We start from the raw sequence: 12,929 nt of genomic DNA on the forward strand, positions 1-12,929 counted from the left end.
AGTGGTTAAGGTAGCACAGTCTTTTTGTCTGTGGTAGAACTTTACCCGTTGTTACGTAAAAAATTAGTCCCAAACCTCATCTATCTTGAAATCAGGCTTGGCCCTCACCCCCAGCCCCTCTCCCACGGGGAGAGGGGAGCTAGAGGGATACTTCAAAGTCCCTCTCCCAATTTGGGAGAGGGATTTAGGGTGAGGGCCAAGACAACGCATTTCACCATGGACTTTGTTTATGCCCTCCGATTTACCCCTTTCTCTGCCCGCCATTCTGCTCGATCCCCCCCTGCAAAGCTGGCTGCAAGAGGACATTGGCCGAGGCGATTGGTCTACGGCGGGCCTAGGGGACTTGGCGCGGCGACCGGGGGAGGCGATCTGGGTGGCCAAGGCTCCGGGGATCATCGCTGGGTTGCCCGTGGCGGCGCGGGTGTTTCACTTGCTGGATCCAGCGTCGAGGTTTGATCCCCAAGTGGCCGAGGGCACATTCTGTGAACCGGGAACCGTGGTGGCCAAGCTGCGGGGATCGCTGGGCACCCTGCTGATGGGGGAACGGGTGGCGCTGAACTTGGCCATGCGACTGAGCGGCATTGCCACGGCCACGCGGCAGTATGTGGAGGCGCTGGCGGACTCTCCCACCCAGTTTGTGGATACCCGCAAAACCACCCCCGGATTGCGCCTGCTCGAAAAGTACGCCACCCGTGTGGGCGGAGCCTGCAACCATCGCCTGGGGCTGGATGATGCGGTGATGATCAAAGACAACCACATCGCCGCTGCTGGGGGCATTCGGGCGGCGGTGGAACAGGTGCGAAAAGCGATTCCCTACACCCTCAATATCGAAGTGGAGACCTCAGATTTAGATCAGGTCAACGAAGCCCTGGATTGCGGAGTAGACATCATCATGCTCGACAATATGCCGCCCGATTTGATGGCCGTGGCGGTGCAGATGATTCGGCAGGCCAACCCCCGCATTAGGATCGAAGCCTCCGGCAACGTCACCCTCGATACCCTGCGCCCCATCGCCGAGACGGGGGTGGATTTTATCTCCAGCAGCGCCCCCATCACCCGCGCCCCCTGGCTAGACCTCAGTATGCGGATGGTAGAGTAGGTCGCTAGAGTCAGCCTCCTCAGCCAATCCCCCATCCGCCGTTGCCTGCTCAGGATCCAGACTCTCGCCGGACATGATGCGGTTGCGCCCCTCCTGCTTGGCCCGGTAAAGCTGCCGATCCGTGGACGCCACCAGCCGATGGGATGCCTGACCAGCCTGCGGCACCACACTCACCACCCCCAGGCTGAGGGTGATGTAGTGGCTCACTTGGGAACTGGCGTGGGGAAGCTGAAGCTGGGCCACAGCGGCCTGCATTTGGTTAGCCAGGGCGAGGGCACCGGACAAATCCGTGTCTGGCAAAATGACGGCAAATTCCTCCCCGCCATAGCGGCTGACCAAATCCGTGGGGCGATTGACGCTATTTTGCAGGGCTTGGGCCACGTAGGTGAGACAGCTATCGCCGAGGAGATGGCCGTAGGTGTCGTTGTATTGTTTGAAATAGTCAATGTCGGCCAAAATGAGCGAAATGGGGGACTGTTGATCGGTCATCAATGGCCACTGTTCCGCCAAATATTCATCAAAACGGCGGCGATTCGGAATTTGGGTGAGGCTATCTACCCCGGCAATATGATTCGCTTCTTGAACTTTGGCGTGCCATTGATCATGAATAGCATCCCCATGTTCGCGCAGGGTGTCGAGGATGATTTCTAAATCAACATTGCGCTGGGAAATAGCGGCCACTAACATTTGCAGACGAGCTTCGGCCTGCTTTCTTTCTCGAATTTCAAGCTGGAGTCTTTTATTGGCCGTTTGGAGTTCCGCCTCAATGAAACTGCCGTGATCGGCCATAATTTGAATCACAACTTCTAAATCACGAAGCTGATCCTTCAGCTGATTATTCTCTGCCTGCAAAGTTTTGATTTGTTGCTCAAAATTTGGGGATGGCGGGTCGCTCGGCATGGCAGGGGAAGGGGAAAGACGCAGGGACAGAGAGGAGCGGTGGGCCGGGGAGGTATTATCGCTCTGACAGGGACGGGGCGCATGGGTGCTGAATCTCCCCACGGACAAAGTGAGACTCCAAAGCCTGAGAGTCTTTACTTTAGGCTGGCTACAACCGGGGGCTATGCAGTCATTTTAGTCGGAAAAATGCCGTAGGATGGCAGTATAGGTCACACTCTTAGTCTGAGTAATGGCTGAATAGCACGTCCCCCCGACGCGATGCCCCTCCACCCCTGACCCGTTACCCCAATCGATGGCCTCCACCTTCCAACCAAGCCGCAGGATTTCTCTGCGATCCCTGCTTATCGTCCCCTTTGTGCTGCAAATTGTAGGGGCTGTCGGCTTAGTGGGCTATCTCTCCTTTCGTAATGGCAACCGCGCCGTTAATGATGTGGCGGCCCAACTACGGAATGAACTCACCGCCCGCATTGATCAACAACTGCGGGACTACATCGAAATTCCCTTTCGTATCAACCAAATCAACGCAGCCTCCTTTGGGCGTGGGGAGATTGTGCTCACACAGTTGGAAGATGCCTACCCGTTTTGGCAACAATCTAAGACCTTTCCAACGACCAATTTAATCTACTGCGGTGGCGAGGCCGATGGCGCTTTTTTGAGCGTAGGCCGCGACAACAACCTAGAGATCCGACTGCTGTACAGCAACCCTGCTACAGACCTGCTCTTGCAATACCGAGAACTGGATGCGGAAGGCAACATTGGAGCACTCACCCAGGTGGGTCAAAGCCCCTACGATCCCCGCCTGCGCCCCTGGTATGAAGCAGCCGAAGCCGCCGGAGTGGCCACTTGGAGCGAAATTTATCTAGATTTTGATGCCCAAGTACCTGTGGTGACGGCTAGTCAGCCTGTTTATGACGCAACGGGTGCCTTGAAAGGCGTGTGTGCCACAGACTTTTTGCTGTCTGTGGAGATGGATGAATTTCTAGGACAGTTGCAGATTGGCCGGTCGGGGGAAGTGTTTGTGATGGAGCGGTCGGGGCGACTGGTATCTAGCTCCACCGCCGATGAAGAAGGTCTGATTCGGGGCGAGGGGGATGCCATCGAGCGCATTGCCGCCACCGAGAGCCAAAACCCCCTAGTTCGTAGCACGGCCCAATATTTGCTAGATCGATTCGGCGACCTTAACGCGATTCAGGCAGCCCAGCAGCTCAGCTTTGTGCTGGATGGGCAGCGAGAGCTAGTGCAAGTGTCGCCCTTTCAAGATGATCGGGGTCTAGATTGGCTGATTGTGGTGGCGGTGCCCGAAAGTGATTTCATGGCCCAAATTAATGCCAATACTCGCAATACCATTCTCCTAAGTTTAGGGGCGCTAGGGCTGGCGACTGCCCTAGGATTGTTGACCGCCACTCGCATTGCAAAACCTATTTTGCAAATCAATCAAGCCTCCCAAGCCATTGCCGATGGCCAACTCGATCAACACATTCCGGCCCAAAATATCGGTGAACTGGATGGCCTAGCCCAATCCTTCAACGGCATGGCCCAGCAGTTGCAGCAAGCGTTTCACGCCCTAGAGGCGGCCAATCGAGATTTGGAAAAGCGAGTTGAAGAACGCACTGCTGAATTGCAAGCCGCCAATGATAAGATTCTTTCCCTAAATCAACAATTGCAGTCTGAAAATCTGCGCATGAGCGCAGAACTAGCCGTAGCTAAGCAAATTCAGCAAATGATTTTGCCTCGGCAAGAAGAACTATCTCAGCTCGAGGAATTAGATATTGCTGGATTTATGCAATCTGCCGATGAAGTAGGTGGTGATTACTACGATGTCTTGCGCCATAATGGAAAAATTAAAATCGGCATTGGTGATGTGACTGGTCACGGACTAGAGAGCGGCCTCGTGATGCTAATGACGCAAACGGCTGTTCGCACGCTGCAAACCCACGACGAAACCGATCCTGTGAAGTTTCTGGATACTTTAAATCGCACTATTTATGACAATATCCAGCGGATGAATTCAACTAAAAACCTCACGCTTATGCTGCTAGATTATGCAGAGGGCCATTTGCAGCTAAGTGGCCAGCATGAAGAGGTTATTGTGGTTAAGGCTGACGGTGATACTCAGCAAATTGATACCTTTGACCTTGGCTTTCCCCTTGCTCTAGAAAACGATATCCGACCCTTTATTCAGCCCCTACAGCTTCAGCTAGACTCAGGAGATATCGTGGTTCTTTATACCGATGGTCTGACAGAAGCTATCAATGCCCAAAAACAGCAGTATGGACTAGAGAGATTAAAAAATATGATTCAGAAGCATCGCCAGCAGTCTGCCACTGACATTCGACATGCCATCATTGCTGATGTGCAAGACTATATTGGAGAAGAACCACTACGCGATGACTTAACCCTTGTTGTGCTCAAACAAAAATAATCCATCTCTGGTACCCCCCCCCATGAGTCACGTACTAACGGCCCAAACCTTTGGCGATTTTCAAGATGAAGCCATTGTCAGTCGCGAATATTTAACTATTGTTTTTTCGCCTAGTTCCTTACCTCTGAGAGAGCGCTGGCGCACTAATCGGCTGTCGGCTAACTTTCTGGCAGACTACTTTTCAACGTTTTTCCCTGGAGAGGGACAGCCCGCTGGTATGAATGATCCAAAGTCAGAACTCATGGGAATAATTACTTTCATCGCCAATGAGCTTTTAGAAAACGCGATGAAATTTAGTGATGTTGCTGCCACAGAGGCTGTTATGTTAACTCTGCAACTCTACCCTAACCGACTTGTCTTCCTAACTAAAAATCAAGTGAGCGAAGCAACCAAAAGTCAGTTTTTATCCTTTATTCAAAATCTAATTATCTCCGATCCTTCAGAACTCTACATCCAACATATTGAACAACAGGCGATGGATGAAGCTTCTACCAGTTCTGGGCTTGGAATTCTCACTATTGTGAATGACTATGCTGCCCGGATAGGGTGGCGTTTTGAACCTGTTGAGGGGGCTGGGACTAGCGTCACAACAAAAGTGCAGCTTGAAATTTAGCCTGCCCACTCTGCTAGATACTGCTGCTGACTATTAAATAGATAACGATTAACAAACCTATGGAAGCCCAAGCGAAAAATCAGGACATTCAAGGCGATGAATATAATGTTCGCTACGATGCTGCAACCTCAACGGTATTTTTTGAGGGTTCCCTCAGCCTGCCTGGGCTCGAAGACTTTACTCCGGTGATCAATCTACTCAATGCAGTGCTGGATAGTGCACCACCAAGACTTATCTTAAATCTCCGACAACTTGAATTTCTCAACAGCTCTGGAATTAGTATTCTCTCTCGTTTTGTGATTAAAGCCCGTGGCCAGTCTGAAACGACACTGATGCTCCATGGCTCGGAGACTATTATTTGGCAAAAGCGATCTTTGAGAAATCTTCAACGGCTCATGCCTTCTATAGAACTGGAGTGGGTCTAGGCAGGTTGCGCTAGCCCCTGTCAAGGGCTTCACGCGGAATCAGATCATGATGATGCCCAGGATCGCAATCTCAATGCTAAGGTCTTGCTTCCCTGGGAGAGAGGAGCTAGAAGGAGTCAAAGTGCCCCTCTCCATGGAAGAGGGCTGTAGGGTGAGGCCCTAAAGGGCAGATGGAAGGCGTTTCTCACGATTGCAGTCCTAGTCCGATCCCGACCTCAGGTTAAGCCAGGTGGATAATGCCAGAGATGACTGGGCCCAATGATCGGGTTAACAGCGCTGATAGCGATGGCTACCGGGGGGCGTTTGGGTAACGAGGCCCTCAAGTTCCAGATGCAGCAAGCTACTGAGGATATCTCCAGTGGGCCGATTGAGGGTTTGCACCAGGTAGTCCAGGGTAATGGGGGCGGTGGTGACGGCGGCCAAGACGGTGGCGAGATCGGAGGGGAGGTCTGCTGGGGCGGCTGTGGGCACGGGTAAAACCTGGGGATTTGCGGATTTTGGGGCGGTGAGGGCGGTGGCAGATTGGGCCGAGAGCGGCGGAGCATCGAGTTGAGGAATTTGACCGAGGTCTCGGATCAGGGTGGTGTCGTCCCAAATCATTTGGGCACCTTGGCGAATCAGGTCTAGGCACCCCAGACTGGAGGGGCTATCTAAGGAACCGGGCAGGGCGTAGACTTCGCGGCCATAGTCATTGGCAAGGCGGGCGGTGATCAAAGCACCGGAGCGCAGGGGGGCTTCAGTAACGACGGTGGCACGGCTAAGTCCGGCGATGATGCGGTTGCGGCGGGGAAAATGCGTGCGGTCGGGCGGGGTGTTGTTGGGGTGTTCGCTCAGCAGCAGCCCTTCTTTGGCAATGCGAGCTTGGAGGGCACGATTCTCCCAAGGGTAGCTATGGTCTACCCCAGTACCCAGCACGGCGATAGTCAGCCCTTTGCTGTCGAGGGCTTGGCTGTGGGCATAGCGATCAATACCACTGGCCAGCCCCGACACCACAATCACATCATGGCTGGCTAGTTGTTGCACAATGCGGCGCGTCCAGCGTTGGCCATAGGCCGATGGTTCGCGGGTGCCCACCATGGCCACCGAGGGCATGGTTTGTACAGCCTGGGCTAGCTCGGTGCGACCTTTGTAGTAGAGCAGGGGGGGTGGGTCAGTAATTTCGTAGAGCAGGGCGGGATAGTCTGGGTCGGCGGGAGTCCAAAAGTTGGCTCCCTGTTCCTCGTGGTGGCTCAGAACGTCATCGGGGTTCGTCCGCTGGCGATGCTCCGACATTTGTGCCGCCAGCAATAGCCCAATGCCCTCCACCTCCAGCAGGGCCGACTCTTCCGCCTGCCACGCCGTCGCCAAGCTACCAAAGTGGCTATGCAACCGCTTCAGCAATACTGGCCCCATCCCCTTGGCCTGAGCCCAGGCTACCCAGTAGGCACGTTCTGTGGTCAATGGTTCATCCCCCATGGTGTGCTGTTATTGTGCCCACGCCAGGGCGGTTATACACCCCATGGTCGTGGGCTTTCCTCCCTGCCCTCCCACCACTTCAACCGCCATGATCAAAGTAAGCCACGGAGAGGACGCATCGGCCAGACGTTCCCCTCGGTTCTCCGCCAGATTGCTGATCCGTACCTTCGGGCTACCGCTGTTCCATTGCTGCCAGGGAGGACGTTATGCCAAATACCCAATGGTCATCCGTTTGGGATCTCGCCGCTGCCCAGGCGCAACTTGAGGCCATTACCACCGCCATCATGCCGCTGGCGGTGGCTTCCCCAGGACGGGCACAGGTGCCCTCTATCGAAATCCAAGAGGCGGAAGAGACAGTCATTGTCACCGCCTTCTTTCCCGGTGTAGATCCCCAGGCTGTGCAGGTACGAGCCAGCGCGACGGGCCTCACCTTTTTGGGACAGCGCCAATCGGGCTATCGTCGGCCCCTCGGCCAGGGCCTCAGCCTCAACTACTTTCAGCACAGCGTACCCCTGCCTGCCCCTGTACACGATGGGGCCATGGAGGTTCGCTATAGCCAAGCATCCCTTATCGTTGCTTTGCCAAAACGTAAGGCCCTATGGCAGCGGGGATGGGTCATCCTAAAAAGCGCCTACCAGCGAGCTATCGCCAGGATTACGGCCATTGCAAAGAGTTTCTGAGCACATCCATTCTGCACATCCATTCTAATGTGAGCGCTTTTCTGTCTGGCTATCCTGCTGGTAATCCCTCGGATAGCCCTGTTTTTCCAGGCACCAGAGGTTAAGATACGTAACGACCCATCAGTGTCGATGATACTTAGCGGGTCGTTACTTTTTACGGTTAAATTCGGTACCTTCGTGCAATTAGAGTCTCTACATCTTCAACCGGAAGGGTTGCCTCAGGGAAATAGCGCCACCGATTCTGGCTTACCCTTTACCCTTCAAGATTTAAAAAACGCCATTCCAGACTATTGTTTTCAGCCCTCTGCTGGGCGATCCATTGCCTACTTCCTGCGGGATGTGGGCTTGGTGGTGGCTCTCTACGTTGCGGCCTATACGTTAGATGCCTGGTGGTTTTACCCCATCTTTTGGTTTTTGCAGGGCACCCTATTCTGGGCTCTGTTTGTGGTTGGCCACGACTGCGGCCATGGGTCTTTTTCCAAACTGGGTTGGCTAAATAACCTGGTCGGGCACCTAGCCCACACGCCGATTTTGGTGCCCTACCACGGCTGGCGCATCAGCCACCGCACCCACCACGCCAATACGGGCAACATCGACACCGACGAAAGCTGGTACCCCCTCTCGGAAACCCAGTACCGCACCCTGCCCGCCGCCCAAAAATTTGTGCGGTTCTACGCCGCCCTGTTTGCCTATCCGCTGTACTTGTTCCTGCGCTCTCCCGGTCGCCAGGGGTCTCACTTTCTGCCCAGCAGCCCCCTGTTCCGGCCCTCCGAACGGCGCGGCGTGATGATTAGCACCCTATGCTGTGCGGCCATGGTGGCGCTGCTGCTAGGGCTGGGGGTGCAGTTTGGCTTAGGCTTTGTCGTTAAGTTCTACCTGATGCCCTACCTGGTGTTCGTGGTCTGGCTGGATCTCGTCACCCTGCTGCACCACACTACCCCCGAACTACCCTGGTACCGCAACGAAGACTGGAACTTCCTGAAAGGGGCCGTCTCCACCATCGACCACGACTATGGCCTGTTCAACGACATTCACCACAACATTGGCACCCACGTTGCCCACCACATCTTTTTGGGCATTCCCCACTACCACCTGAAAACCGCCACCGAGGCCATCAAACCTGTGATGGGTAGCTACTACCACAAGTCCACAGAATCCATCTGGACGAGCTTCTGGCGGGCCTTTTGGGAATGTCGCTATGTGCCCGATCAGGGGGTTAAGGTCTATTACCAACCCGATACCCAACAACGAGCCTAAGCGGCTTGGCCTAGGTTACTGGGGTCGTCCTCGCACCCATGGGGTCTAGGCGTGAGATGTCCCTACCCAGCCCGTCTATTCCTAGGCGGGCTTTTGTATGAGCGGCCATTCCTACGGCCCCTGAGTTGGGAATTATACTAAATCCTGGCTGTCTACCCCTGATTGAGAAATCTATCCCGCTCCGCCTGGACTGGTCGAAGCCTAGACTTGCCGAAACCTAGACTTGCTGAAGCCTGGACTGGTCGAAGCCTGGACTTGCCGAAGCCTCGATTCCGCTCTGGCGGAGCTTGTCGTTGGTGTAGCCTTCTCAATGGGGAAAGCCTCAACTTATACAGGGGTTTTCTATTCGGATATCTGCCACAAAGACTTCAATCACCCATTGCAGCCTAGCTTCGCTGAAGCGCGGCTTGGGCCTGATAGAGAGCATCAGCCCTGGGCCAGGGCAACAGATCGAGACTGGCAAAACCAGGGGCGGTGCGGGTCGCAGGCTCCAGGGTCAGGCTGAGATCCAAGGCCGAAAAAGAAAGCCGCTGGTCGGATAGGTCAACCCGTACTCGCCCATGGGTAGATCCTTGGCACACCTTGGGAATGGTCAGGGTAGCCGTGAGGCCATAGTCCCCCGGCGGGAGGTCAAAGAAACAATAGTGGCCATCGCCTCCGGTGAGGGTTTGGTCGGGTCGCGGAGCCACCAACCACTGATGGCGCTCGAAGGTGTTGAACAACAGTTGGGCTAGTTTGAGGGTGTCTGGGGTGATGGGTCGATCACAGGTGAGTCGTCGATAGCTGGCGATGAGGTGGGGATGATCGGCTAAGGAGTCTTCTAGAACCTTCAGAAAACCTTGAACACAGGCGGCAGGAGCGTGGGTAATACGCACCATCACCTGGGGTAGACCCTCCTGGGTGGCGGCGTTGATCACCGTTCCAGCAATGGCGACGCGCTGGGGTGAGGCCCCCTGGGCGACCTGACGAGCGGGCTGATGGACTGACGTAAGCATGTCCGATTCTCCCTTGCGACGTGAGTATGAAATTGATGCGGCAGCACAGCGCTTAATTTTCCTAGAGCTGTCTTTTAGGACGAAATCATCCCGATATTTAGCCTGCTTGTGGCAGCCTTTTTCATGGTTCTTGATCTGCTAGAGCCCTATTCCAGGACAAAACGGCTGTCATCACAATTCTGGACAGGGCACCTTACCCTGGCCTCAGATACCCCTACCCCAGGCCTATCCTACTGTGAATTACTTCAGGGCGGTGGGATCATTGCGGGAAGTTCGCACAGGCGCAAGTCCTACTCTAGCGCCAGACTAGCGCCAGACTTTGGCACCGGATGACCTAGGCACGGGCTAACGCAGCAACGGCAAAGAACACAGCGGCAGCGGCGAAGGCTAGGGGTTGGCCCCATCGGCAATGAGAGGCGACAGGTGCAGATGATAGCGATAGAGGGCAACGGGCTGGCCAAGGGCAGCCAGAAAGTCAGGATCTTGGGGAGACAGGTAAACCGCCGTAACCTGGTCAGCTTCGATGTGATCCCCTAAATTCCAGTAGTCTGTCGTGGTTTCTACTTCGTTGAGGTAGGGCACCGCCGTACCGCGAAACACCTGCTGAAAGCGCTCGGCGGTGATGAAGCGATCCGCTTGGGGGGCCTCTGTGGTGCGGGCGGTGACGGTGGATTCGAGCTGTCGGCCTTGATCGAGCAGGGTTAGTTGGCGATTGGGATTGTTGGGGTCAACCTTGACCGCTTTCACCGCTGCTTCTCCAAGATACGCCTGGGCCATGTTGAGGCCGTTAAAGGCCCGATCCGCCACAATATCCCCCTGGCTAAGCACCCGTGGGAAAAAGCCGCTCAAAAGCGTGGGTGCTTCCACAAACCGCACCACGCAGGTAATGGGCTGATCCAGCATCGACTGGTTGCTCTCAAAGCCGGGGGTGACAATGTCGGGGGCGAGGGGAGCGGCTAAATCCACCAGGGTGCTGGTCAACTCCCAGGTGCCTGCCATCCAGTCAGGATAGGCCAAATCGCCCTTGGCCCCCGGCAGGGGCAGCTTCTCCCAGGCGGGAAAGTCCTGGAATCGATCCGACAGCGGCAGAGCCACGGCCTCCCCACTGCACAACAGCCAGACCGTCAGCAGCAGCAACAGCCAAGACAGGCGACGGCGGATCAAAATACGCAGGGGGCGAGGCATGGGACGGGCACGAAAAAGGACAGGGCTTGCTGCATTCTACCCTGCCCTTTTCGGGGTCTGCTGTCCACCCTACAGGTCTAGCCGTTGTCGGGGGGACAAGGCCCACCTCACAACCGACCTAGAACAGGTTGAGGTCAGTGACGCCACCCCGGCTGCTGGAGGACACCAGTTTGGCGTACTTGGCCAACACGCCTCGCTTATACCGAGGGGTGGGGGGCACCCAGGCAGCACGGCGCTGGGCCAGTTCTTCCTCGGAGACGTTCAGTTGCAGCAGGTTGTGATCGGCGTCGATGGTGATGGAGTCGCCCTCTTGCACCAGGGCAATGGTGCCGCCCACCGCCGCTTCGGGGGCCACGTGGCCCACCACCATGCCGTAGGTGCCGCCGGAGAAGCGTCCGTCGGTGATTAGGCCCACGGAATCACCCAGCCCTGCGCCGATGATGGCGGAGGTGGGGGCCAGCATTTCCCGCATACCGGGGCCACCCTTGGGGCCTTCGTAGCGCACCACCACGATATCCCCCGCCACGATTTTCTTGTCCAGAATAGCCCGCAGGCACTCTTCTTCGGACTCGAACACGCGGGCGGGGCCAGTGATGTGGCGGTTTTTCACCCCGGTCAGCTTGGCCACAGCGCCCTCGGTGGCCAGGTTGCCCTTGAGGATGCCCAGGTGGCCGATGGGGTACATGGGGTTGCTGAAGGGGCGAATCACGTCCTGGTCGGCGCGGGGTTCGGCGGGGATGTCGGCCAGCACTTGCTCGATGGTTTGCCCGGTGATGGTGAGGGCGTCGCCGTGGAGCAAGCCGTTGACCAACAGCATTTTCATCACCTGGGGAATGCCGCCCGCTCGGTGTAGGTCGGTGGCCACGTAGCGACCGGAGGGCTTGAGGTCGCACAGCACAGGCACCCGCTGCCGGATGGCTTCAAAGTCATCCAGAGTCAATTCCACGCCCATGGTATTGGCAATGGCCAGCAGGTGCAGCACCGAGTTGGTGGAGCCGCCCACCGCCATAATCACCGAAATAGCGTTTTCAAAGGCTTTGCGGGTGAGAATCTGGCTGGGCAGAATTTGGTTGCGGATGGCGTTCACCAGCGCTTCAGCGGATTTTTCGGTGCTGTCGGCCTTTTCGGCATCCTCAGCGGCCATGGTGGAGGAATACATCAGGCTCATGCCCATGGCTTCAAAGGCCGAGGACATGGTGTTGGCGGTGTACATGCCGCCGCAGGAACCCGCCCCCGGGCAGGCGTTGCGTTCAACGCCCAGGAGCCGTTCTTCGCCGATTTTTCCAGCGCTGTATTCGCCCACGGCCTCAAAGGCGCTGACCACGGTCAGGTCTTCGCCCTCGTAGTGGCCCGGTTTGATGGTGCCGCCGTAGACAAAAATCGCCGGAATGTTCAGGCGAGCCATGGCAATCATGGCTCCGGGCATGTTCTTGTCACAGCCGCCAATGGCCAGCACGCCATCCAGGCTTTGGCCGTTGCACACGGTTTCGATGGAGTCGGCAATCACATCGCGGGACACCAGGGAGTACTTCATCCCCTCGGTGCCCATGGAAATGCCATCGCTGATGGTGATGGTGCCAAAGAGTTGGGGCATCCCTCCGGCGGCGCGAACTCCGGCTTCGGCGCGGCGGGCCAAGCCGTCTAGGCCCATGTTGCAAGGGGTAATGGTGCTAAAGCCATTGGCAATGCCCACAATGGGCTTTGTAAAGTCGTTGTCGCCAAACCCCACGGCCCGCAGCATGGCGCGGTTGGGGGTGCGTTGAACGCCTTGAGTCACCACTTGGCTTCTGCGGTTGTCGGGCATGATCAATCCTCTAGGTGCAATGCGTTAATATTTCTATCCCACAGGGTTAGATTTTCCCTCAAAATTAAGACCATGGGAGAATCCTGCTAAATTT

Annotated in this window: 11 protein-coding genes; 6 read left to right on the forward strand and 5 right to left on the reverse strand. The window is 56.1% G+C overall.

Annotated elements, in window-relative coordinates; translation table 11 throughout:
* Positions 1-229 precede the first annotated feature (229 nt).
* Positions 230-1,099, forward strand: coding sequence for a carboxylating nicotinate-nucleotide diphosphorylase (nadC, locus tag GFS31_RS18415; protein WP_198806183.1), 870 nt, complete (start codon positions 230-232; stop codon positions 1,097-1,099).
* Here nadC and GFS31_RS18420 read toward each other — a convergent pair.
* Positions 1,070-1,999: a diguanylate cyclase gene (locus GFS31_RS18420; RefSeq protein ID WP_198806184.1), complete on the reverse strand. Its 930-nt coding sequence runs from the start codon at positions 1,997-1,999 to the stop codon at positions 1,070-1,072. The two genes, nadC and GFS31_RS18420, sit on opposite strands and share 30 nt — an antisense overlap.
* A gap of 292 nt (positions 2,000-2,291) precedes the next feature.
* Between GFS31_RS18420 and GFS31_RS18425 the strand changes: the two genes are divergently transcribed.
* The 3 genes from GFS31_RS18425 to GFS31_RS18435 are packed head-to-tail and all read left to right on the forward strand — an operon-like array spanning position 2,292 to position 5,459.
* Positions 2,292-4,421, forward strand: a complete 2,130-nt coding sequence (locus GFS31_RS18425; protein ID WP_198806185.1) for a SpoIIE family protein phosphatase — start codon at positions 2,292-2,294, stop codon at positions 4,419-4,421.
* Between the two features lie 22 nt (positions 4,422-4,443).
* On the forward strand, positions 4,444-5,034 hold the full coding sequence (locus GFS31_RS18430) for a slr1658 superfamily regulator (RefSeq protein ID WP_198806186.1): 591 nt from the start codon (positions 4,444-4,446) through the stop codon (positions 5,032-5,034).
* A gap of 59 nt (positions 5,035-5,093) precedes the next feature.
* Positions 5,094-5,459 (forward strand): slr1659 superfamily regulator, encoded by a 366-nt coding sequence (locus GFS31_RS18435; RefSeq protein WP_198806187.1) that lies wholly within the window; start codon positions 5,094-5,096, stop codon positions 5,457-5,459.
* A 267-nt stretch (positions 5,460-5,726) separates the two neighbouring features.
* On the opposite strand, the gene dprA is transcribed toward GFS31_RS18435, so the two are convergent.
* Positions 5,727-6,914, reverse strand: coding sequence for a DNA-processing protein DprA (gene dprA / locus GFS31_RS18440; RefSeq protein WP_198806188.1), 1,188 nt, complete (start codon positions 6,912-6,914; stop codon positions 5,727-5,729).
* A 206-nt stretch (positions 6,915-7,120) separates the two neighbouring features.
* Here dprA and GFS31_RS18445 point away from each other — a divergent pair, with 206 nt between their 5' ends.
* Positions 7,121-7,594 (forward strand): Hsp20/alpha crystallin family protein, encoded by a 474-nt coding sequence (locus GFS31_RS18445; RefSeq protein ID WP_198806189.1) that lies wholly within the window; start codon positions 7,121-7,123, stop codon positions 7,592-7,594.
* A gap of 213 nt (positions 7,595-7,807) precedes the next feature.
* Positions 7,808-8,851, forward strand: coding sequence for a fatty acid desaturase (locus tag GFS31_RS18450; protein ID WP_225907498.1), 1,044 nt, complete (start codon positions 7,808-7,810; stop codon positions 8,849-8,851).
* A gap of 386 nt (positions 8,852-9,237) precedes the next feature.
* Here GFS31_RS18450 and GFS31_RS18455 read toward each other — a convergent pair whose 3' ends face one another.
* The 3 genes from GFS31_RS18455 to ilvD all read right to left on the reverse strand — a co-directional run bounded on the left by GFS31_RS18455 (position 9,238) and on the right by ilvD (position 12,835).
* Positions 9,238-9,846 (reverse strand): hypothetical protein, encoded by a 609-nt coding sequence (locus GFS31_RS18455; protein ID WP_198806190.1) that lies wholly within the window; start codon positions 9,844-9,846, stop codon positions 9,238-9,240.
* 387 nt (positions 9,847-10,233) lie between these two features.
* Entirely contained in the window at positions 10,234-11,031 is a 798-nt protein-coding gene (locus tag GFS31_RS18460; protein ID WP_198806191.1) for a DUF6816 family protein, read from the reverse strand.
* Between the two features lie 118 nt (positions 11,032-11,149).
* The gene (gene ilvD, locus GFS31_RS18465; RefSeq protein ID WP_198806192.1) at positions 11,150-12,835 is read right to left on the reverse strand and encodes a dihydroxy-acid dehydratase; all 1,686 of its coding nucleotides are present in this window, start codon (positions 12,833-12,835) and stop codon (positions 11,150-11,152) included.
* Between the last annotated feature and the right edge of the window lie 94 nt (positions 12,836-12,929).

The sequence above is a fragment of the Leptolyngbya sp. BL0902 genome (assembly GCF_016403105.1).
GTDB lineage: Bacteria > Cyanobacteriota > Cyanobacteriia > Phormidesmidales > Phormidesmidaceae > Nodosilinea.

What these genes read in the sequence shown, in the direction of transcription:
- GFS31_RS18455 (WP_198806190.1), bottom strand. Translation starts at nt 9,846, where the DNA reads ATGCTTACGTCAGTCCATCAGCCCGCTCGTCAGGTCGCCCAGGGGGCC.
- ilvD (WP_198806192.1), bottom strand. Translation starts at nt 12,835, where the DNA reads ATGCCCGACAACCGCAGAAGCCAAGTGGTGACTCAAGGCGTTCAACGC.
- GFS31_RS18435 (WP_198806187.1), top strand. Translation starts at nt 5,094, where the DNA reads ATGGAAGCCCAAGCGAAAAATCAGGACATTCAAGGCGATGAATATAAT.
- GFS31_RS18460 (WP_198806191.1), bottom strand. Translation starts at nt 11,031, where the DNA reads ATGCCTCGCCCCCTGCGTATTTTGATCCGCCGTCGCCTGTCTTGGCTG.
- GFS31_RS18445 (WP_198806189.1), top strand. Translation starts at nt 7,121, where the DNA reads ATGCCAAATACCCAATGGTCATCCGTTTGGGATCTCGCCGCTGCCCAG.
- GFS31_RS18420 (WP_198806184.1), bottom strand. Translation starts at nt 1,999, where the DNA reads ATGCCGAGCGACCCGCCATCCCCAAATTTTGAGCAACAAATCAAAACT.
- GFS31_RS18425 (WP_198806185.1), top strand. Translation starts at nt 2,292, where the DNA reads ATGGCCTCCACCTTCCAACCAAGCCGCAGGATTTCTCTGCGATCCCTG.
- dprA (WP_198806188.1), bottom strand. Translation starts at nt 6,914, where the DNA reads ATGGGGGATGAACCATTGACCACAGAACGTGCCTACTGGGTAGCCTGG.
- nadC (WP_198806183.1), top strand. Translation starts at nt 230, where the DNA reads ATGCCCTCCGATTTACCCCTTTCTCTGCCCGCCATTCTGCTCGATCCC.
- GFS31_RS18430 (WP_198806186.1), top strand. Translation starts at nt 4,444, where the DNA reads ATGAGTCACGTACTAACGGCCCAAACCTTTGGCGATTTTCAAGATGAA.